This is a genomic window from Streptomyces longhuiensis (assembly GCF_020616555.1).
GTDB lineage: Bacteria > Actinomycetota > Actinomycetes > Streptomycetales > Streptomycetaceae > Streptomyces > Streptomyces longhuiensis.
In genome coordinates this window covers 3,699,893-3,719,369 of the sequence record NZ_CP085173.1, presented here as the reverse complement: position 1 = coordinate 3,719,369, position 19,477 = coordinate 3,699,893, and the positions used below count along the sequence as shown (strand labels likewise).

General features: G+C 72.1%; 16 protein-coding genes. 11 read left to right on the top strand and 5 right to left on the bottom strand.

Annotation, left to right across the window (positions count from 1 at the left end):
- Positions 1-210: 210 nt before the first annotated feature.
- From LGI35_RS17245 to LGI35_RS17235, 3 genes are all read left to right on the top strand, one after another.
- A complete protein-coding gene (locus LGI35_RS17245; protein WP_100594170.1) occupies positions 211-456 on the top strand; it encodes a hypothetical protein in 246 nt (81 codons plus the stop codon).
- Between the two features lie 93 nt (positions 457-549).
- Positions 550-2,649 (top strand): 4-alpha-glucanotransferase, encoded by a 2,100-nt coding sequence (gene malQ / locus LGI35_RS17240; RefSeq protein WP_227294693.1) that lies wholly within the window; start codon positions 550-552, stop codon positions 2,647-2,649.
- Positions 2,650-2,669: 20 nt separating this feature from the next.
- Positions 2,670-2,906: a hypothetical protein gene (locus LGI35_RS17235; RefSeq protein ID WP_227294692.1), complete on the top strand. Its 237-nt coding sequence runs from the start codon at positions 2,670-2,672 to the stop codon at positions 2,904-2,906.
- 184 nt (positions 2,907-3,090) lie between these two features.
- Here LGI35_RS17235 and LGI35_RS17230 read toward each other — a convergent pair whose 3' ends face one another.
- Positions 3,091-3,663 (bottom strand): TetR/AcrR family transcriptional regulator, encoded by a 573-nt coding sequence (locus LGI35_RS17230; protein WP_227294691.1) that lies wholly within the window; start codon positions 3,661-3,663, stop codon positions 3,091-3,093.
- A 137-nt stretch (positions 3,664-3,800) separates the two neighbouring features.
- Here LGI35_RS17230 and LGI35_RS17225 point away from each other — a divergent pair, with 137 nt between their 5' ends.
- Positions 3,801-5,261: an FAD-dependent monooxygenase gene (locus tag LGI35_RS17225; protein ID WP_227294690.1), complete on the top strand. Its 1,461-nt coding sequence runs from the start codon at positions 3,801-3,803 to the stop codon at positions 5,259-5,261.
- A 45-nt stretch (positions 5,262-5,306) separates the two neighbouring features.
- Here LGI35_RS17225 and LGI35_RS17220 read toward each other — a convergent pair whose 3' ends face one another.
- The gene (locus LGI35_RS17220) at positions 5,307-5,807 is read right to left on the bottom strand and encodes a MarR family winged helix-turn-helix transcriptional regulator (protein WP_227294689.1); all 501 of its coding nucleotides are present in this window, start codon (positions 5,805-5,807) and stop codon (positions 5,307-5,309) included.
- A 154-nt stretch (positions 5,808-5,961) separates the two neighbouring features.
- On the opposite strand from LGI35_RS17220, the gene LGI35_RS17215 reads away from it, so the two are divergent.
- The 4 genes from LGI35_RS17215 to alc all read left to right on the top strand — a co-directional run bounded on the left by LGI35_RS17215 (position 5,962) and on the right by alc (position 10,110).
- Positions 5,962-6,948, top strand: a complete 987-nt coding sequence (locus LGI35_RS17215; RefSeq protein WP_227294688.1) for an EamA family transporter — start codon at positions 5,962-5,964, stop codon at positions 6,946-6,948.
- Positions 6,949-6,988: 40 nt separating this feature from the next.
- On the top strand, positions 6,989-7,963 hold the full coding sequence (locus LGI35_RS17210) for a DMT family transporter (protein WP_227294687.1): 975 nt from the start codon (positions 6,989-6,991) through the stop codon (positions 7,961-7,963).
- A gap of 4 nt (positions 7,964-7,967) precedes the next feature.
- On the top strand, positions 7,968-8,873 hold the full coding sequence (locus tag LGI35_RS17205; RefSeq protein ID WP_227294686.1) for a LysR family transcriptional regulator: 906 nt from the start codon (positions 7,968-7,970) through the stop codon (positions 8,871-8,873).
- An 88-nt stretch (positions 8,874-8,961) separates the two neighbouring features.
- The gene (alc, locus tag LGI35_RS17200; protein ID WP_227294685.1) at positions 8,962-10,110 is read left to right on the top strand and encodes an allantoicase; all 1,149 of its coding nucleotides are present in this window, start codon (positions 8,962-8,964) and stop codon (positions 10,108-10,110) included.
- A 73-nt stretch (positions 10,111-10,183) separates the two neighbouring features.
- Here alc and pepN read toward each other — a convergent pair whose 3' ends face one another.
- Entirely contained in the window at positions 10,184-12,754 is a 2,571-nt protein-coding gene (gene pepN / locus LGI35_RS17195; RefSeq protein WP_227294684.1) for an aminopeptidase N, read from the bottom strand.
- Positions 12,755-12,878: 124 nt separating this feature from the next.
- On the opposite strand from pepN, the gene LGI35_RS17190 reads away from it, so the two are divergent.
- Positions 12,879-13,391 carry a DUF1203 domain-containing protein gene (locus tag LGI35_RS17190; RefSeq protein WP_227294683.1) on the top strand — a complete coding sequence of 171 codons (513 nt, stop codon included), beginning with the start codon at positions 12,879-12,881 and terminating at the stop codon, positions 13,389-13,391.
- A 44-nt stretch (positions 13,392-13,435) separates the two neighbouring features.
- On the opposite strand, the gene LGI35_RS17185 is transcribed toward LGI35_RS17190, so the two are convergent.
- The gene (locus LGI35_RS17185) at positions 13,436-14,452 is read right to left on the bottom strand and encodes an aspartate-semialdehyde dehydrogenase (protein ID WP_227294682.1); all 1,017 of its coding nucleotides are present in this window, start codon (positions 14,450-14,452) and stop codon (positions 13,436-13,438) included.
- Between the two features lie 195 nt (positions 14,453-14,647).
- On the opposite strand from LGI35_RS17185, the gene LGI35_RS17180 reads away from it, so the two are divergent.
- Both LGI35_RS17180 and LGI35_RS17175 read left to right on the top strand, forming a co-directional pair.
- Positions 14,648-15,169, top strand: coding sequence for a sigma-70 family RNA polymerase sigma factor (locus LGI35_RS17180; protein ID WP_227294681.1), 522 nt, complete (start codon positions 14,648-14,650; stop codon positions 15,167-15,169).
- A gap of 1 nt (position 15,170) precedes the next feature.
- The gene (locus LGI35_RS17175; RefSeq protein ID WP_227294680.1) at positions 15,171-15,890 is read left to right on the top strand and encodes a hypothetical protein; all 720 of its coding nucleotides are present in this window, start codon (positions 15,171-15,173) and stop codon (positions 15,888-15,890) included.
- 153 nt (positions 15,891-16,043) lie between these two features.
- Here the strand turns inward: LGI35_RS17175 and LGI35_RS17170 are convergent, their stop codons facing one another.
- Positions 16,044-19,358 carry a S8 family serine peptidase gene (locus tag LGI35_RS17170; RefSeq protein ID WP_227294679.1) on the bottom strand — a complete coding sequence of 1,105 codons (3,315 nt, stop codon included), beginning with the start codon at positions 19,356-19,358 and terminating at the stop codon, positions 16,044-16,046.
- Positions 19,359-19,477: the final 119 nt, after the last annotated feature.

Sequence of the window (19,477 nt, the reverse complement as noted above, 5' to 3'; positions counted from 1 at the left end):
TGTGCCGCAATTGCCCGGCCGGGAGTCGCGGGAGAGGGTGATTCGCGCCGCCCGCCGACGCATTCCCGCCCATGGAGCAGAATGTGACCAGTAACACGTTGTCGGGCCGTTCATGTCTGCGGCCGCGTTCGTTGGGTAGAGCTGCCGAGACCGTCACTCACGAAAAGATCGACGACAAGACCCGCGAAGAACCGCGAAAAGGAGGCCGTCATGGCCGCATCAGCGCACCTTCTGCTCTCGGCCCTGTCCAAACAGGCGGACGTCATCCTGCCCGCCCCCGCCCTGCCGCTGCCGGACGAGTTCGCGTTCGGCGCCGAACTGCCCCTCACCAGCGAACCGCCCCTCGCCGACACGGAGCCGCTGACCAGCGAGCCCGCCCTCATCGACGTAGCGCCCCTCACGAGCGAGCCGACCCCCTCGGGTCCGGTCGCGGGCCTGGACGCCTCGGGGGTCTAGGGCCTCTCGTTCGGATCATGCCGGGCTCGCGCGGTCCGGCACGCACGTCCGCCCCGCTCCCTGATCCAGCCCGCCCCAGACGAAAGGCCCTAGGTGACGCTGGCCCGGCTCGCCGCGCTGCACGGGGTTGCCCCGTCCTACTCGCCGTCCCCCGGCCGCACGGTCGAGGCCCCGGACGCCGCGCTCATCGCCGTCCTCGCCGCCCTCGGTGTCGACGCGCGCACCCCGGAGTCCGTAAGGGACGCGCTGGCCGCGCGTGAGGCGGAGGCCGCGGCGCGGCTGCTGCCCCCGACGGTCGTCATGTGGGCCGGTGAACCCGCCCCGGCCTGGGCGCGGGAACTGCCCGAAGACGTGACGCTCCAGCTGACCACCGAACAGGGTGAACGCGTCGACGGCTGGCTGCCGTCCGGATCCGTTCCCCTCGGCGTCCACCGCCTGCGGGCCACCGCCCCCGACGGCATCGCGGCCGAAGCGCACCTGATCGTCGCACCGCCGCGCGTGCGCACCCCGGGCGAGCGCACGTACGGGCTGCTCGTCCAGCTCTACTCCCTCCTGTCGGCGAAGTCCTGGGGCATGGGCGACCTCGGTGACCTGGCCGAGCTCGCGGCCTGGGCGGGCCGCACCGCCGGCGCGGGGTTCGTGCAGGTCAACCCGTTGCACGCGGCCGTACCCCGCGGGGAAGGGCCCTCGGACCCCTCCCCGTACCGCCCGTCGTCGCGCCGCTTCCCCGACCCGGTACACCTGCGCGTCGAGGACATCCCCGAGTACGCCTATCTGCCCGATGCCGACCGCGAACGCGTGCGCGAGCTGCTCACGGAGGCCGCCCGGCTGCGCGACGGCGTCCTGCACAAGGGCGCCCTGATCGACCGCGACGCCGTGTGGGACCTCAAGCGCCGCGCCCTCGACCACGTCCTGCGCGTCCCGCTCGGCCCCGGCCGCCGCGCCGCCTACTGGGACTTCCTCGCCGAGCAGGGCGCGGACCTGGACCACCACGCCACCTGGTGCGCGCTCGCCGAGCGGCACGGCCCCGACTGGCACACCTGGCCCGAGCCCCTGCGCGACCCCGGATCGCGCGAAACCGCCGAAGCCCGCGCCGAGTTGATGGACCGCGTCGACTTCCACAGCCACCTCGCCTGGCTCACCGACACCCAACTGGCCACCGCCCAGAGCTCCGCGCGCGACGCGGGCATGCCCGTCGGAATCGTCCACGACCTGGCCGTGGGCGTACACCCGCAAGGTGCCGACGCCTGGGCCCAGCAGCACGTCTTCGCCGCGGGCATGTCCGTCGGCGCGCCCCCGGACGCCTTCAACTCCCGCGGCCAGGACTGGGGTCTGCCGCCCTGGCGTCCCGACCGGCTCGCCGCCGTCGGCTACGCCCCGTACCGCGCGCTCCTGCGCGGGCTGCTCGCCCACGCGGGGGCGGTCCGCATCGACCACGTCATGGGCCTGTTCCGGCTGTGGTGGGTGCCTGCCGGGCAGCCGCCGACCGAGGGCGCGTACGTCCGCTACGACGCGGAGGCGATGCTCGCCGTACTCGCCCTGGAGGCCGATCGCGCCGACGCCCTGGTGATAGGCGAGGACCTCGGCACGGTCGAGCCCGGCGTCCGGGAGGCCCTGGACGCGCGCGGGGTGCTCGGCACGTCCGTGCTGTGGTTCGAGCGGGACTGGGACGGCACGGGCCGCCCGGTGCCGCCGGAGCGGTGGCGGACGGGCTGCGTGGCCACCGCCACCACCCACGACCTGCCGTCCACCGCGGCCCGGCTGACCGGCGACCATGTGCGGCTGCGCGACAGCCTCGGCCTCCTCGGGCGGCCGCTCGCGCCGGAGCAGGCCGAGGCCACGGCGGAAGTCGCCGAGTGGACCGCCCTGTTCGCGCGCCTCGGGCTGCTGCCCGGCGGCGGTGGGCAGGGGCCGAGCGAGGAGGAGGAGATCCGCGCCGTCCACCGCTTCCTGCTGCTGACCCCGGCCCGCATGGTCGGCGTCTGGCTGCCCGACGCGGTCGGCGACCGGCGCCCGCAGAACCTGCCGGGGACCTGGGACGAGTACCCGAACTGGCGGCTCCCGATCGCCGACCCCACCGGCCGTCCGGTCACCTTCGAGGAGCTCACGGCCTCGCCGAGGGCGCACGCGCTGATCGAGGTCCTGCGGTCCGGACTGCCCCGTACGGCACCCCCGGGCGCGCGGCTCGTTTAGGTGTTCGCTACGTTTGCACCGTGGACAAGAAGAACGCCCTGCGCGCCGGCGCCCTGGCTGCCGGTACGACGCTGATGATGCTGCTCATGTCGTCCCCCGCGCTCGCGCTGGCGCGCGACGACGGTGACGACCCCGGTCAGGGCCTCACCGTCATCGAGACCCTTGGTCTCTATGTCGTTGCGCCGATCGTGCTGTTCCTGGTGATCGCCGGCCTCGTGATCGTCGGTGACAAGTCCCGCAAGCCGAAGCAGGGCTGACCGCCGCACCTCTCACTGACGTCTTTGCCGAGGGCGTCCTCGTGTGCACCGCGCACCGGGGGCGCCCTCGGTGCGTTCCCCGGTGCGTTCCCCGGTGCGTTCCCCGGTGCGGTGTCCGGTGTGGTGTCCAGGGTGTTCTACGGCCTGCGCCAGGGATGTTCCACGTGGGCTCGGCCGGGGCGTTCTACGGCCGCTCGGCCGTCAGGTAGCGCTGGAGGGTCGGCGCCAGCCACTCCACCATCTCGTCGCGGCCGAGCCCGACGGCGGGGCCGAAGCGCAGCACGTAGCGGGTGAGCGCGAGGCCGAGGACCTGCGACGCGCAGAGCGCGGCCCGCACCGGGGCCTCGGCGGGGTCGGGGCAGACGCGCAGGGCGAGCGGCAGCGTCTGCCTCTTGAAGATGTCCTGCATGCGCTCGGCGCCCGCGGCGTTGGTGGCGCCCACGCGCAGCAGCGCGGTGAGCACCTCGTTCTCCTCCCACAGGTCGAGGAAGTGCCGCACGAGGGTCCGGCCCATGTCCTCGACCGCGATCTCCTCGGGGTCGGGCAGCCGCAGGTCCAGGTCGATCGCCGCGGCGAAGAGCCCCTCCTTGTTGCCGTAGTAGCGCATCACCATCGACGGGTCGATCGCCGCGTCCTTGGCGATGGCGCGGATCGTGGCGCGCTCGTACCCGTCGGCGGCGAAGCGTTCGCGGGCCGCCGCGAGGATCGCGGTGCGGGTGGCGTCCGAGCGGCGTGCCTGCGGGGTGGTTCCTGTCATGCCAACAAACGTAGGCCAACACCTGTTGACAGTCCAGAGCCGCGCGCCTAAGTTTGCCAACAGACGTTGACCAACAAGCGTTGGCAATGAGTGACCGGGCACCACCGACCTGAGCTCGCAGGCACCAGGAGGCCACCATGAACGGCACCGCTCCTCGCACCGTGATCGTTGTCGGCTCCGGCCCCACCGGCCTGCTCCTCGCCGGTGACCTCGCCGCCGCGGGTGTCTCCGTCACCGTCGTCGAGAAGCGCCCCCACAAGATCAGCAACCTCTCCCGGGCCTTCGTCCTGCACGCCCGCACCCTGGAGCAGTTCGACGCCCGCGGCCTTGCCGACGGCATCGAGGCCAAGGGCCAGGCCCTCGACCGGCTGAGCCTCTTCGGTCGCCTCGCCGTCGACCTGAGCGACCTCACCTCCCGCTTCCAGCACCTCCTGGTCCTGCCGCAGTACGAGGTCGAGGCCGCCCTCCAGCGGCGCGCCACCGACGCCGGCGTGAAGTTCTCGTACGAGAGCGAGGTCACCGGCCTCACCCAGGACGCCGACGGGGTGACGCTCCAGGTCCGCACGGGAGACGGTGAGTCGACGACGATGCGGGCCGCGTACGTCGTCGGCACCGACGGCATGCGCAGCGCCGTGCGCGAGAGCGTCGGGCTCCCCTTCCCCGGCAAGTCCGTCATCCGCTCCGTCGTCCTCGCCGACGTGAAGCTCGCCGAGGAGCCCGAGAACGTCCTCACCGTCAACGCCGTCGGCGACGCCTTCGCCTTCATCGCGCCCTTCGGTGACGGCTACTACCGCGTCATCGGCTGGAACCGCGCGCGCAACGTCCCCGAGTCCGCGCCCCTCGACCTCGACGAGATCAAGGAGGTCACCCGCCGCGCGCTCGGCCGCGACTACGGGATGCACGAGGCCCGCTGGATGTCCCGCTTCCACAGCGACGAGCGCCAGGCGCCCGCGTACCGCGTCGGCCGTGTCCTGCTCGCCGGCGACGCCGCGCACGTCCACACCCCGGCCGGCGGCCAGGGCATGAACACCGGACTCCAGGACGCCGCCAACCTCGGCTGGAAGCTCGCGGCAGTCGTCGACGGCCGTGCGGGGGACGCCCTGTTGGACACCTATGAGGCCGAGCGCCACCCCGTCGGGAAGGCCGTCCTGCGCAGCAGCGGCGGCATCGTCAGGCTCGCCATGGCCAACCGGCCCTGGACCCTCGCGGCCCGCGCCGCCCTCACCGCGTTCCTCGGCCGCGTCCGCCCCGCGCGCACCCGGATGGTCGGCCGGCTCACCGGCATCGGCGTCGCCTACCCGGCCCCGCGCGGCGCGCACCGCCTCGTCGGCACCCGCGTCCCCGACGTCACGCTCAAGGAGGGCCGGCTCTACGAGGCCCTGCGCCAGGGCGTGTTCGTCCTGATCGTCCCCGGGGGTGCGCACGACAAGGGTGACGACCGCTACGCCGTCACGCACTGGGCCAGTGACCGCCGCACGTCACTCCTGGTGCGCCCCGACGGCTACGTCGCCTGGGCGTCGGACGACGAGCCGGCGGACGGGGGCGTCATCTCCGCCGGGATCCCGGACAGCATCGACTCGTACTCGTTCCGGGCGTAGGCGGCCGACCGGGACCGGGACGTCCGGGGGGGGTTCGGCCCGGCATCAGGAGGGCTGCGTGCCCGCCATCAACTGACGGAGCAGGTCGGCGAGTTGCCCGGCCTGCTCCTTGTCGAGCGCGGCGAGCGCCTCGGTCTGCACGGCGAGCCCGGCGCCGACCGCCTCGTCGACCAGCGCACGGCCCTCGTCGGTGAGCGTCACCTGGAGGCCGCGGCGGTCGTGCGGGTCGGGCGAGCGGCGCAGCAGCCCGCGCCGCTCCAGCTTGTCGAGCCGCCCGGTCATGCCGCCGGTCGTCAGCATCAGCGTCGCCGAGAGCTGACGGGGAGAGAGCGTGAACGGGTCGCCGGAGCGGCGCAGTGTGGCGAGGACGTCGAACTCGCCCCGCGCGATGCCGTAGCGCGCGTACGTCTTGTCGATGCGGTCGCCCATCGCGCGCGAGATCCGGTAGACGCGGCCGAAGACCTCCATCGCCGTGGTGTCGAGGTCGGGTCTGACCTCGGCCCACTGGTCGATGATCGCGTCGACGGCGTCCTTGCTGCTGCTCATGGGGCGAGTATGCGACCCGGATTCGGCCGGTCGCAAGAAAGTAGCTGAGTCGAAAGCAACTTTGAAGGAAGTGACTTGACGATAAGTAGCTTACGGCTAAGCTACTTTCCACGAAGCTACTTCTCTCCAATCATTCCGCCGCGGGGGGCGCCCGATGAAGACGAACAAGCTCAGCGTCGAGAAGGCCGGCAAGCGCAACGGCGCCGTGATCGCGCTGACCGCTCTGGCCCCGATCTCCTGGGGCTCGACCTACGCGGTCACCACGGAGTTCCTGCCACCCGACCGCCCTCTGTTCACCGGGCTGATGCGGGCGCTGCCCGCGGGGCTCCTCCTGCTGGCGCTGGCGCGCACACTGCCGCGCGGTGCCTGGTGGTGGAAGTCCCTGGTCCTCGGCGCGCTGAACATCGGCGCGTTCTTCCCTCTCCTGTTCCTCTCCGCGTACCGCCTCCCCGGCGGCATGGCGGCGGTGGTCGGCTCGATCGGCCCCCTCTTCGTCGCCGGCCTCGCGACGCTCCTGCTCGGTGAACGCCCCACGCGGCGCACGTTGTTGACCGGCATCGCGGCCGCGCTCGGCGTCAGCCTCGTCGTCCTCAGGGCGGCGGGCGCGCTCGACGCGGTCGGCGCGCTGGCGGCGCTGGCCTCCACGGCCTCGATGTCGACGGGAACGGTCCTCACCAAGCGGTGGGGCCGCCCGGAAGGGGTGGGCCCCCTGGCGCTCACCGGCTGGCAGCTCACGGCAGGCGGCCTCCTCATCGCCCCGCTCGCCTTCCTCGTCGAGGGCGCGCCCCCGGCGCTGGACGGCCGGGCCGTAGCGGGCTACGCGTACCTGGCGCTCGCCAACACGGCGGTCGCGTACTGGCTGTGGTTCCGCGGCATCGGCCGCCTGACCGCGACGCAGGTCACGTTCCTCGGCCCGCTCTCGCCGCTGACGGCGGCGGTGATCGGCTGGGCGGCGCTCGGGCAGGCGCTGACGCCGGTGCAGCTGGTGGGCATGGCGCTGGCGTTCGGCGCGACGCTGCTGGGCCAGCGTCCGCTCCGGGCCGCCGCTTCCCCCGCTCCATCCTCCCGATCTTTCAGTTCTGCTGAAGAGAAGAAGCGGAAAGTTTCGATGGACCTGACGAGTGGGGGGCTGCGACGGTAGTGGGGTCGTAGAAACATCACAGCTCAGGAGGGGATACGGGATGGCAGTCCTGGACCGGACGACCGCCGGCGCCGAGAAGGTCGCGGCGGGGGACGCGGACGACGCGGGGGCGGGAGGGCGCCGCGCGGGCAACGGGCTCGGCTCCGGCCTCGCGCTCGCGGTACTCGCCACGGTGGTCTGGTCGGGCAGCTTCGTCACCTCCCGAGCGCTGCACGACAGCGTGCCCCCGATCCAGCACGCGTTCTGGCGCTGGATCATCGCGATCGCCGCGGTGGCGCCGTTCGCGGCGCGCCCGGCCTGGCGCCGGCGGGCACTGCTCCGCGCCCACCTGCGGTTCCTGCTGCTCGCCGCGCTGCTCGGCGTGACCGTCTACAACACGCTCGTCAACCAGGCGGCGATGACGACGTCCGCCGGGAACATGGGCATGATCATGGCCGCGTCGCCGGTCCTGATGGCGGCCTACGAACGCCTCGGCGGCGCGCGGCTCGGGGCCCGCCGGGTGACCGGCACGGTCGTGGCGTGCGCGGGAGTGCTGCTCCTGGTCAGCAAGGGCTCCCTGGCGCCGGACTTCACGGCGGGCGACCTTTGGGTGGTCGCGGCGGCGGTCTGTTTCGGCTCGTACAGCGCGCTGCTGCGGCGCCGGCCGGCGGAGATCGGCGGGGCCGCCTTCCTCTTCGCGACGTTCGTGCTCGGCGCGCTGATGCTGCTGCCGGTGTATCTCGTCAGCCTGGCTGTCCAGGGCGGCTTCGAGCCGACGGCGGCGACCGTCTCGCCCCTCCTGTACGTGGGTGTGGTGTCGTCCGCCGTCGCGTTCTTCGCCTGGAACAAGGCGATCGCCCAGATCGGCGCGGCCCGCGCCGGCGTCGTCTACTACCTCCAGCCGGTGTGCGTGGCGCTGCTCTCGTACGCGGTCCTCGGCGAGGCCATGGGCCGGCTGCAGATCGCGTGCATGGCGCTGATCCTGGCGGGGGTGGCCCTCGGCTCCGCGACCCGGAGCGGGTCCCGGATACGTTGACCCCATGCGCACCGCCGACTGGGACATCAAGAAGCTCGCGATCCTGCGGGCCCTGCGGGACAGGGGGACCGTCACGGCCACCGCGCAGGCGCTGCGCATGACCCCGTCGGCCGTGTCGCAGCAGCTGACCAACCTGGCCAAACAGCTCGGCGTGCCGCTCCTGGAGGCGCACGGGCGGCGCGTACGCCTCACCGACGCCGCCCATCTCGTCCTGCGGCACGCCGAAGCCGTGTTCGCCCAACTGGAGCGCGCCGACGCGGAGTTGGACGCGTATCTGCAGGGCGAGTCCGGGGAGGTGCGGGTCGCCGCGTTCTCCACCGCCGTGCCCGCCCTGGTGGTGCCCGCCGTACGCGCCCTGCGCACCGCCCACCCCGGGATCGCGGTCCGGGTGCGCGAGGCGGAGGCGGCGGAGGCGTACGAGCTGCTGTCGGCCGGTGACGTGGACCTGGCCCTGTCGCTCGCCGCGCACGCACCCACCGCGCGCGACCCCAAGTTCACGCGGGTGCCGCTGCTCGCCGACCCGCTCGACGTGGCCCTGCCGGCCGGGCACCCGCTGGCGGGAGCGGCGGGCCCGCGCCTGGCCGAGCTGGCAGGCGAGCACTGGATCTTCGGCGGATCGGGGCCCTGGTCGGAGATCACGCGGGCCGCGTGCGAGGCAGCCGGGTTCGTGCCGGAGCAGGCGCACAGCGCGGCCGGCTGGACGGCGATCCTGGCGATGGTCGAGGCGGGGATGGGCATCGCCCTGGTCCCGCGCATGGCGGCGGCGGGCCGGGAGGGCGTCGTGATGTGCGCGCTGGGCGAGGACCGCCCGGTCAGGCACGTGGTGGCGGCGGTACGCAGCGGGTCGGAGGAGGCGCCGGCGGTGTCGAGGGTGCTGGAAGCGCTGAGGGACGCCGCGGCGGAACGCTGACGCCAGGACCGACCGTTCAGTTCACCTGAACGTACATGTCGAAAAGTTTCGATGGACCTAAGGGCTCGGCGGGTCCGACAGTGGACGTATGACGACATCTGACGCCACGCCGCTCGAAGCCACCGAGGACCCGCACGCCAACGACGCCGCCCCCTACTCCGGCGGCGACCCGTACGCCGACTACCGCCACTTCGGCGACACCGAGAGCTACGCGGAGCTGGTGGACCTCGCCGACCGGCGCCTGGGCGCGGGAGTCGTCGCCGCGAACGACGAGTTCTTCGCCCAGCGCGAGAACCTCCTCCTCCGCGAGCCCGCGGTGTTCGACCCGGAGCACTTCGGACACAAGGGCAAGATCATGGACGGCTGGGAGACCCGCCGCCGCCGCGGCACCGCGGAGTCCCCCTTCCCCGCGCCCGAGGACCACGACTGGGCGATCGTCCGGCTCGGCGCGCCCGGCGTGATCCGCGGCATCGTCGTGGACACCGCGCACTTCCGCGGCAACTACCCGCAGCGCGTCAGCGTCCAGGCGGCGTGCGTGGAGGGCTCCCCGAGCCCCGAGGACCTGCTCGCCGCCGACGTGAAGTGGGAGGAGCTCATCGCCCCGACCCCGGTACGCGGCCACGCGGCGAACGGCTTCACTATCACCTCCGAGCGCCGCTACACGCACCTCCGCCTCTGCCAGCACCCCGACGGCGGCGTGGCCCGCCTGCGCGTGCACGGCGAGGTGGTCCCCGACCCGGAGTGGCTCGACCTGCTCGGCACGTTCGACCTGGTCTCGGTCCTCAACGGCGGTACGTACGAGGACGCGTCGGACAAGTTCTACTCGTCACCCACGCAGATCATCCTGCCCGGCACGTCCCGCAAGATGGACGACGGCTGGGAGAACCGCAGGCGCCGGGTGCACGGCACGAACGACTGGGTACGGTTCCGCCTCGCCGCGCAGGGCGCGATCCGCGCGGTGGAGATCGACACGGCGTACCTGAAGGGGAACTCGGCCGGCTGGATCGCCCTGAGCGGCCGCAACGGCGACACGGGCGAATGGTTCGACATCATCCCCCGCACCCGCCTCCAGCCCGACACCCTCCACCGCTTCGAACTCCCCGCCCAGGCCGTCGCCACCCACGTACGCCTGGACGCCTTCCCGGACGGTGGTGTGGCCCGGATGCGCCTGCACGGCTCCCTGACGGAGGCGGGCCGCGAGCACCTGCGCACCCGTTACACCGAGTTGAACGGCTGATCGCGCGCACACGCGAAGGCGCCCGGCACCGGAGGGATCCGGTGCCGGGCGCCTTCGCGTGTGCCTGCGCGTGCTACGCGTCAGCCCCCTGCGCCCGCAGCGCGCGCTCCACGCCCGCTCGGGATTCCGAGACCAGGCGGCGCAGGGCCGCGTTCGGTTCGGCTGTGGTGAGCCAGGTGTCCGTCGCGTCCAGGGTGGGCTGCGAGACCTGGATCGCCGGGTAGAGGCCGATCGCCACCTGCTGGGCCATCTCGTGGGAGCGGGACTCCCAGACGCCCTTGACCGCGGCGAAGTACTTCTCCGTGTACGGGGCGAGCAGGTCGCGCTGGTCGGTCTGGACGAAGCCGGCGATGACCGCTTCCTGGATCGCGTTCGGGAGCTTGTCGGACTCGACGACCGACGCCCAGGCCTCCGCCTTCGCCTCGGCGGTGGGGCGCGCCGCACGGGCCGTCGCCGCGTGGCGCTCGCCCGCCGCGGTCCGGTCCCGCTCGTACTCCGCCGCGATCTCCGGCTCGTCGTAGCGGCCGACCGCCGCGAGCCGCTCCACGAAGGCCCAGCGCAGCTCCGTGTCGACGGCCAGGCCCTCGACGGTCTGCGTGCCCTCCAGGAGCGCCTCGAGCAGGTCGAGCTGCTCCGGCGTGCGGGCCGTCGCCGCGAACGCGCGGGCCCAGGCCAGCTGGTGGTCGCTGCCCGCCTCCGCGGCCCGCAGGTGCGCCAGCGTCGCCTCGGTCCAGGTCGTCAGCGCCGCGTCGCGTCCCGCCGGGGCCGCGTACAGGTCGATGGCCAGCTTCACCTGGCGGTGCAGGGACTGCACGACGCCGATGTCGGACTCCTTGCCGATGCCCGACAGGACCAGCTCCAGGTAGGCGCTGGTGGGCAGTTCGGCGTCGCGCGTCATGTCCCACGCCGATGCCCAGCACAGGGCGCGCGGCAGGGAGGACTCGAAGTCGCCGAGGTGCTCGGTGACGAACGCCAGCGACTTCTCGTCCAGGCGGACCTTCGCGTACGACAGGTCGTCGTCGTTGAGGAGGATCACGGCCGGGCGGGCCTTGCCGGTGAGCTGCGGGACCTGGGTCAGCTCGGTGGCGGTGACGTCCAGCTCGATGCGCTCGACGCGCACCAGCTTGCCGCCGGCGCTGTCCAGGTCGTACAGGCCGATCGCGATGCGGTGCGGGCGCAGCGTCGGCTCGCCCTTGGCGCCGGCGGGGAGCGCGGGCGCCTCCTGCCGGATGGCGAAGGACGTGATGACGCCGTTCGCGTCCGTCTCGATCTCCGGGCGCAGGACGTTGATGCCGGCCGTCTGGAGCCAGGCCTTCGCCCACGCCGTCAGGTCGCGCCCGCTGGTCTCCTCCAGCGCGCCGAGCAGGTCGGACAGGCGGGTGTTCCCGTACGCGTGGCGCTTGAAGTACGCCTGCACGCCCTGGAAGAACTCGTCCATGCCGACGTACGCGACGAGCTGCTTGAGGACGCTGGCGCCCTTGGCGTACGTGATGCCGTCGAAGTTGACCAGGACGTCGTCGAGGTCGCGGATCTCGGCCATGATCGGGTGCGTCGAGGGCAGCTGGTCCTGCCGGTACGCCCAGGTCTTCATGGAGTTGGCGAACGTCGTCCACGAGTGCGGCCAGCGGCTGCCCGGGGCGTACGCCTGGCAGGCGATGGACGTGTACGTGGCGAACGACTCGTTCAGCCAGAGGTCGTTCCACCACTCCATCGTCACGAGGTCGCCGAACCACATGTGGGCCAGCTCGTGCAGGATCGTCTCCGCACGCACCTCGTACGCCGCGTCCGTCACCTTCGCGCGGAACACGTACTGGTCGCGGATGGTGACCGCGCCCGCGTTCTCCATCGCGCCCGCGTTGAACTCCGGCACGAAGAGCTGGTCGTACTTGGCGAACGGGTACGCGTAGTCGAACTTCTCCTGGAACCAGTCGAAGCCCTGTCGGGTGACCTCGAAGATCGCGTCCGAGTCGAGGAACTCGGCGAGCGAGGGCCGGCAGTAGATGCCGAGCGGCACGAACTGCCCGTCCGCGCCCTCGTACGAGGAGTGCACCGAGTGGTACGGGCCGACGATCAGGGCCGTGATGTACGTGGAGATGCGCGGCGTCGGCTCGAAGTGCCAGACGTCATCCTTCGGCTCCGGGGTCGGCGAGTTGGAGATGACCGTCCAGCCCGTCGGCGCCTTCACCGTGAACTGGAAGGTCGCCTTGAGGTCCGGCTGCTCGAAGGAGGCGAAGACGCGGCGCGCGTCCGGCACCTCGAACTGCGTGTACAGATAAGCCTGCTGGTCGACCGGGTCGACGAAGCGGTGCAGACCCTCACCCGTGTTGGTGTAGGCGCAGTCGGCGACGACCCGCAGCTCGTTCGGCCCCGCCTGCAGGTGCTTGAGCTCGATCCGCGAGTCGCGGAACACGGCGGCGACATCGAGCGAGTGCCCGTTCAGGACGACCTCGTGGACCGCCGGGGCGACCAGGTCGATGAACGTGTGAGCGCCCGCCTCGGCGCTCTCGAACCGCACGCTGGTCACGGACCGGTAGGTGCCGCCCTCCTGCGCGCCCGAGAGGTCAAGATCGATCTCGTACGACTCGACATCGAGCAGCTTCGCCCGCTGCTGCGCCTCTTCACGGGTCAGATTGGTGCCAGGCACGCGGTCATCTCCTAGATCCGGTCTACGTTTGTGACGTTCCGGTCATCCTTCCACGAGGGAAGCGGAGAGCGCGATGTCCGTTTTCCGCCGGTGAACCCGCGCGCGCGGGACGAGCCTGGAGCACATGACCACGTACACCGCACAGCCCATCGCACCGGCCACCCTCGAGGAGCTGCGGGACACCGACGACGCGGGCCGCCCCTGCGTCGCGTTCACCGCCACCGACGACGCGGCGGTCGGGTCCCCGCTGCGCTGCTGCCTGCGCTCCGTCGAGCCCGGCGAGCGGATCGCGCTCGTCTCGTACGCGCCGCTGCGGCGCTGGAGCGAGACCACGGGCGCGCACCCGGGCGCGTACGACGAGCAGGGCCCGGTCTTCATCCACGCCGACGACTGCGGGGGACCGGCACCGGACGCCGGCGGCTACCCCTTCGACCGGCCCGGCGCGCTGCGCACCGTGCGCCGCTACGACGCCGAGGGGCACATCGTCGGCGGGCGCCTCCTGGAGATCCCCGAGGACGCGACGGCCGGCTTCGACGCGGCGTTCGCCGAGGCGTTCGGCGACCCGCACGTGGCGCTCGTCCACGTGCGGGCCCTGGAGTACGGCTGCTTCCAGTTCGAGGTGCGCAGGCCGCGGTAGAACCGCTGCGCGTCCGCGGCGGGCGGGCGTCAGCCCTTGAGGCGTCAGCCCTTGAGCTCGGCCGCCACCAGCTCCGCGATCTGCACCGCGTTCAGCGCGGCGCCCTTGCGGAGGTTGTCGTTGGAGACGAACAGCGACAGACCGTTCTCCACGGTCTCGTCACCGCGGATGCGGCCCACGTACGAGGCGTCCCGGCCCGCGGCCTGGAGCGGCGTCGGGATGTCGGAGAGCTCGACGCCGGGGGCGCCGGACAGGAGCTCCGTGGCGCGCTCGACGGAGAGCGGACGGGCGAAGCGGGCGTTGATCTGGAGCGAGTGGCCCGAGAAGACCGGCACACGCACGCAGGTGCCGGAGACCTTGAGGCCGGGGATCTCGAGGATCTTGCGGGACTCGTTGCGGAGCTTCTGCTCCTCGTCCGTCTCGTTCAGACCGTCGTCGACGATGGCGCCGGCCAGCGGCAGCACGTTGAACGCGATGGGGCGCTTGTAGACCTGGGGCTCGGGGAACTCGACCGCGGACCCGTCGTGCGTGAGCTTGTCCGCCTCGGCGACGACCTTCTGCGCCTGGCCGTGCAGCTCGGCGACGCCCGCGAGGCCGGAGCCGGAGACCGCCTGGTAGGTGGCGACGACCAGCGCTTCGAGGCCGGCCTCCTCGTGCAGCGGACGCAGGACCGGCATCGCGGCCATCGTCGTGCAGTTCGGGTTGGCGATGATGCCCTTGGGTCGGTTCGCGATCGCGTGCGGGTTGACCTCGGAGACGACCAGCGGGACCTCGGGGTCCTTGCGCCAGGCCGACGAGTTGTCGATCACGACCGCGCCCTGGGCCGCGACCTTCTCGGCGAGCGCCTTGGAGGTGCTGCCACCTGCGGAGAAGATGACGATGTCGAGGCCCGTGTAGTCGGCCGTCGAGGCGTCCTCCACCGTCACACCGTCGATGACCGTCCCGGCCGAGCGGGCCGAGGCGAACAGGCGCAGCTCGTCGACCGGGAAGTCCCGCTCGACGAGGATCTTGCGCACGACCGTGCCGACCTGACCGGTGGCTCCGACGATTCCGACCTTCACAGGGTTTTCCTCCGTACATACACGAACAGAACAGCGGGGGTGCCGCTCCATGATGCGTCTGTCCCAGGCGGCCTTGTCCAATCCATTGTCCGAGGTGCGGGACGCCACATTCATCCCCGTCTCACGGTGCGAACGTTTCCGGCTGCCCCGGCGTCCTAGGGGAAACGCGGGAGAGCCAGGGGGAGGGGAGGGGCATTGCTGCGCAGAAGAACGCGCCGCGCGGAGGCGGCCGATCCGCTGGATGCCGCACAGGAGGACCGGGTGCGGGCCGTGCTGTCGCTGGGAGGGGTACCGCACGGCGACCTTCAGGACGGCGTGCAGCAGGTGCGGCTGCGGCTGCTGGAACGGGCCGCGCGGGGCGACGAGGCGCCGCGCGACGTGTCGGCGTGGGCCGCCGTCGTCGCCTCGAACCTGGCGATGGACTGGCACCGGGCACGTCGCCGCCAGGAACGGCTCGGCGAGCGCCTCGCCTCGCTGCGCCAGGAACAGCCCGCGCAGGACGGCGCCGAGTCGCGCGTCCTGTCGCTGGCGGTGGCGCAGGGCCTGGACGAGCTGCCGGACACCCAGCGCCAGGTCGTCGTGCTGCGCTTCTACGCGGATCTCCCGGTGCGGGCGATAGCCGAGGAGCTGGGCATTCCGGAGGGCACGGTCAAGAGCAGGCTGCACACGGCGGTACGAATGCTGCGGGCGCGACTGCGCGAAGGGGAGGTGGTGTGACATGGAGCACGAGGACCGCGCGCTGATGCTGGCGCTCACCGGGGAGCCGCTGCCCCGGGAGGACGTGGCCGACCCCGAGGCGGCGGCCGCGCACGCGGCGGCGCAGGCCGATGTCGCGCTGCTCGCGGAGCAGGTGCGGGGGATCGGGGACGCGCTCGCCGCGCCGGCGAGGCCGCGCCCCGCGCCGGTGGCCGCCCCGCGGCCCCGCCGCAGGCCCCTCGCCGTCGCCTTCGGGGCGCTCGCCGCCGCGTGCGCGGCCACGCTGCTCGGCGGGCTCGTGTGGCTGGGCGCCGACGCCCCCGGCAGCGGCGCCGACAACAAGTCCGCGGCGGACCAGAGCGGGGCCGCGGACAACGGGAAGCGGGGCGCGGACGTGACGCCGGAGGGCTTCGTGGCGTGCTCGCGGCTCATCGTCGAGGGCACCGTCGTCCGGGTCGAGCCCGTGCCCGGCGCGGAACGCGACACGATCACGCTGACCGCGACGCGCTACTACAAGCCCGCCGAGGGACCGGAGAAGGTCACCTTCCGGATGGATCACGACGTCGACCCGCGCCTGAAGCCGGGCGACCGCACGCTGATCAGCATTCCCAAGGGCGAGGAGTACCCGGACAACTGGGCCACGAAGGCCGAGGACCGGGCGTCCCTGCGCGACATGGTCGTCAACGCGCTGCCCGGCTCCCGCGCCCTGAAGTGCTCGAAGGCCCCCGGCCCGGGCGCGTGAAGGCTCGTACCAACGGGACGGCGAAGGGAACGACGAAGAGAACGGCGAAGGGAACGGCAAAGGGAACGGCAAAGGGAACGGCAAAGGGAACGGCAAAGGGCGGGCGCCCCTCAGGACGCCCGCCCCCGCCGTTACCGGACTACCGGGTCACCGTTACGGCGTGACCTTCTCGATCTTCACGCTGCCGAGCCCGGCGACCGTGCCGCGCCCGTTCAGGAGCTGCACCTCGCCGAAGAACTCGCGGCCCTCCGGCGCGGCCGCCGCGGCGACGACCTCGGCGGTGACCTGGGTCGAGGCACCGTTGCCGAGCTTCACGGACTTCGCCTCGTCGACCTTGACCTGGCCGAGCGTCGGGGAGAAGAACACGTCGCGGTAGTCGTACTCCGTCGAACCGGACGGGACGGAGTAGCCCACGACCTCGACCGTGTACGTGCCGGCGGCCGGCTTGCTGATGCTGACGGCCTCCTCGGAGTCGCCGTCGGCGGACTGGCCGACCTGGTTGCCGCCCTGGTCGTAGACCGTCAGGTCCAGGTCGGCGGCGTTGTCGGAGACGCCGCCGATGGCGACGTCCAGACGCTCGGCGCCCGCGGGGACGACGACCGTGGAGGTCTGCGTCTCACCCTCCTTGAGGGACGGACGCGCCGTCTTCGACGAGCCGAGCGGACCGCCCTTCAGCTTGCCGTCGAGCGCGGCGAACTTGTTCGTCACCTTCCAGGAGACGTTGGCCGGGGTGCCGACCTTGGCCTCGGGGACGGTCTGCACGGCCGGGTCGAAGGCCGCGCCGAGCACGGCGACGTCCAGCTTGTACGGGTTGTCGAGCTGCGGCGACGTACGGCGCGCCTCGACCTCGATCTCCCAGACGCCGGCCTGCGGGTCCGCGTACGAACGCAGGTCGGGGCGGCAGACGTTGTCCGGGTTGTAGTTCGGGTAGCAGCTCGGGGTCGAGGTGTCGTCGACCGGGACGCCGTACGGGTGGATCGAGATGAAGCGGGTCTGGCTCTTGTCCTTCAGACCGCCCATCGCGACCTCGAGGGACTTCGCGCCCTCGGGGACCGTCAGGAAGTACGACTTCGTGCTGTTGCGCTGCACGGAGCCGGAGTCCGAGAACGTGTACGACGGCTTCGCGAGCGGCGTCGCGACGACGACGGTCGCCATGACCTGCTGGTCGACGCCCTCGGTGCGCGGGTCGTCCACCTCCAGGATGGCGCTGCGCAGACCGGCGCTCTTCGGCGCGGCCTGCACCTTGACGGTGACCGGCTTGTTCAGCGGCAGCGAGACGGTGTCGTCGCCGACGATGCGGAACGTGGAGCCCGAGTTGTTCTTGAGGGACAGCTCGTGACGGACCGCGCGATCCGGGCCCGACGTACGCGTGACGGTGACGTCGTAGGTCTTCTTCTGGCCGGCCTTGAGGCCGCCCTCGCGGTCGTAGATGCCGGTGCCGAAGCCCGGGTCCCTGAGCGCGTAGTCGATCGCGGTGTCGACCGGGGCCTTCACCGTGTACGTGTGGGCGTCCGCGCCGCGCTTGATGGACTTCCACGCGTCGACGATGTCGATGAGGCCGGAGCCCTCGGCGTACGCCTGCTCGCCGCTGATGTGCTTCGCGGTCGAGGTGAGCGCCGTGCGCAGCTTCGCCGGGGTGAGGGCGATGTGCTTCTGCTTGGCGGCGGAGAGCAGCAGGGCCGAGGCGCCCGCGGCCTGCGGGGAGGCCATCGAGGTGCCCTGGAGCATCGAGTAGCCGGCCGGCAGGTTGTAGCCCGCCTCGGCGACCGGGGAGCCCGGCAGCCAGGTCTGCGTCGTGTTGATCGCGGCGCCGGGCGCGGTGATGGTCGGCGTGAAGCCGCCGTCCTCACGCGGGCCGCGCGACGAGAACGGCATCATGGCGTAGCGCTTCGTCACGCCGGAGCCGTAGTTGGCGGCCCAGGTCTCCTTGGAGATGGACGCGCCGACGGAGATGACCTTGTCGGCGAGGCCGGGGTCGCCGATGGTGTTCGCGCCGGGGCCGGAGTTGCCCGCGGAGATCACGAGCTGGACGCCGTAGGTGTCGATGAGGCGCTTGTAGAGCGCGGCGCGCGCGTTGTCACCGTCGTTGAGGGCGGGCAGGCCGCCGATCGACATGTTGACGATGTCGACACCGCGCTTGGTGACGAGGTCGGCCATGCCCTCGGTGAGCGCGACGTTGGTGCAGCCGCCGGACCAGGTGCAGGCGCGCGAGGAGACGAGCTTCGCGCCGGGCGCGGCACCGCTCATCTTGCCGCCGAACAGGCCGTTGGCGGAGGTGATGCCCGCGACGTGCGTGCCGTGCTCGGACTCGATGACGCCGATGTTGACGAAGTCGGCCTTCTTGCCGATCCAGTCGCCGCCCAGCGGGTCCATCGGGACGTCCTTGCGGATCTCCACGACGAACGGGATCCGCTCGACGACGTCGGTCGCCGGGTTGTCCTTGCCGAAGTACCCGATCTGGTAGCCGTCCTTGTACGGCTTCATCGGGGTGTCGTCGGTGAAGTCGGCGTTGTTGTTCAGGTCGACGGTGACCGTGCCGGCCTTGGCGTCGTAGAGGACGGTCCAGGAGTCGGTGGTGTCGCCGTCGCGGTTCAGGTCGCCCTTGGCGTCGCCGCCGGTGGTGGCGGACTCCTTGAACGTCGAGACCTGGTACGAGCCGGCCGCGGCCTTGAAGGTCCGGCCGCCGAACGTGAACGTCGGGCCGCTCACGTCGGTGACCATCGCGCGCCAGGTGGCGTCGCCGTCGACGAGCGGGTCGGTCGAGGTGACCCAGTCGACGATCTTGCGCTCGCCGGTGGTGGTCTTCTGGAGCGCCGGGTGACCGAGGTCCACACCGGAGTCGAGGATGCCGATCGTGACGCCGCGGCCGTCGGCCTTCGGGTTGTCCTTCACGAAGTCGACGGCGCCCGTCTCGAAGGACGGGTTGTACGGGTTCTTCGCCGGGGTGCTCTTGCCGGGCGCGGCGTAGGAGCCTTCGGCGCCCTTCGAGGCCTTGGCGGTGTCGCCGGCCGGGGTCGGGTCGTCGAGCTCGATCTCGTGGCGCAGGTCGATGCCCTGCACGGAGGAGAGCTTCTCGGCCGCCTTGATCGCGGCGTCCGCCTTGGCGGTCGGCACGGTGGCGCGGACGTAGCCGAGCTTGTCGTAGGTCCGGCCGACCGAGCCGCCCTTGACCGCGTCGAGCTGGTGCGCGACCTGCTCGGTCGCGCCGGGGGCGGTCGCGATCATCATGGTCACGTTCTTGTCGCCGGCCGCCTCGGCCTGGTCGAGGAGCTGTGCGTCGGACGAACCGAGCTTGTCACCGGCCGACTTGACGGGTGCGTCGGTCGACGGAGTGGTGTCCGCGGCCGCGGAGTAGGCCAGGGGTATCGGCCCGGCGGCGGTGAGCGCTGCGACGAGGCCGGCGGCGGCCGCGAGCCGGGCCGCCCGTCTCGCTCCGGATATCGGTGCGCGCTGGGGATCGAGGGTCATCAGCATCCCTGTACGTAAAGGTCGGAAAGGGTCCGGAATTCGGTGCCGGATGACCGGTCAGCTTTACGTAAGTGACGCCTGTTTGGGGAGAGTTGCCCGTGACGTGATCAGGTCATGGC

Coding starts and splice junctions, on each gene's coding strand:
- LGI35_RS17245 (WP_100594170.1), top strand. CDS start 211: ATGGCCGCATCAGCGCACCTTCTGCTCTCGGCCCTGTCCAAACAGGCG.
- LGI35_RS17230 (WP_227294691.1), bottom strand. CDS start 3,663: ATGACAGGAACCACCCCGCAGGCACGCCGCTCGGACGCCACCCGCACC.
- LGI35_RS17225 (WP_227294690.1), top strand. CDS start 3,801: ATGAACGGCACCGCTCCTCGCACCGTGATCGTTGTCGGCTCCGGCCCC.
- LGI35_RS17220 (WP_227294689.1), bottom strand. CDS start 5,807: ATGAGCAGCAGCAAGGACGCCGTCGACGCGATCATCGACCAGTGGGCC.
- LGI35_RS17215 (WP_227294688.1), top strand. CDS start 5,962: ATGAAGACGAACAAGCTCAGCGTCGAGAAGGCCGGCAAGCGCAACGGC.
- LGI35_RS17210 (WP_227294687.1), top strand. CDS start 6,989: ATGGCAGTCCTGGACCGGACGACCGCCGGCGCCGAGAAGGTCGCGGCG.
- LGI35_RS17205 (WP_227294686.1), top strand. CDS start 7,968: ATGCGCACCGCCGACTGGGACATCAAGAAGCTCGCGATCCTGCGGGCC.
- alc (WP_227294685.1), top strand. CDS start 8,962: ATGACGACATCTGACGCCACGCCGCTCGAAGCCACCGAGGACCCGCAC.
- LGI35_RS17190 (WP_227294683.1), top strand. CDS start 12,879: ATGACCACGTACACCGCACAGCCCATCGCACCGGCCACCCTCGAGGAG.
- LGI35_RS17175 (WP_227294680.1), top strand. CDS start 15,171: ATGGAGCACGAGGACCGCGCGCTGATGCTGGCGCTCACCGGGGAGCCG.
- LGI35_RS17170 (WP_227294679.1), bottom strand. CDS start 19,358: ATGACCCTCGATCCCCAGCGCGCACCGATATCCGGAGCGAGACGGGCG.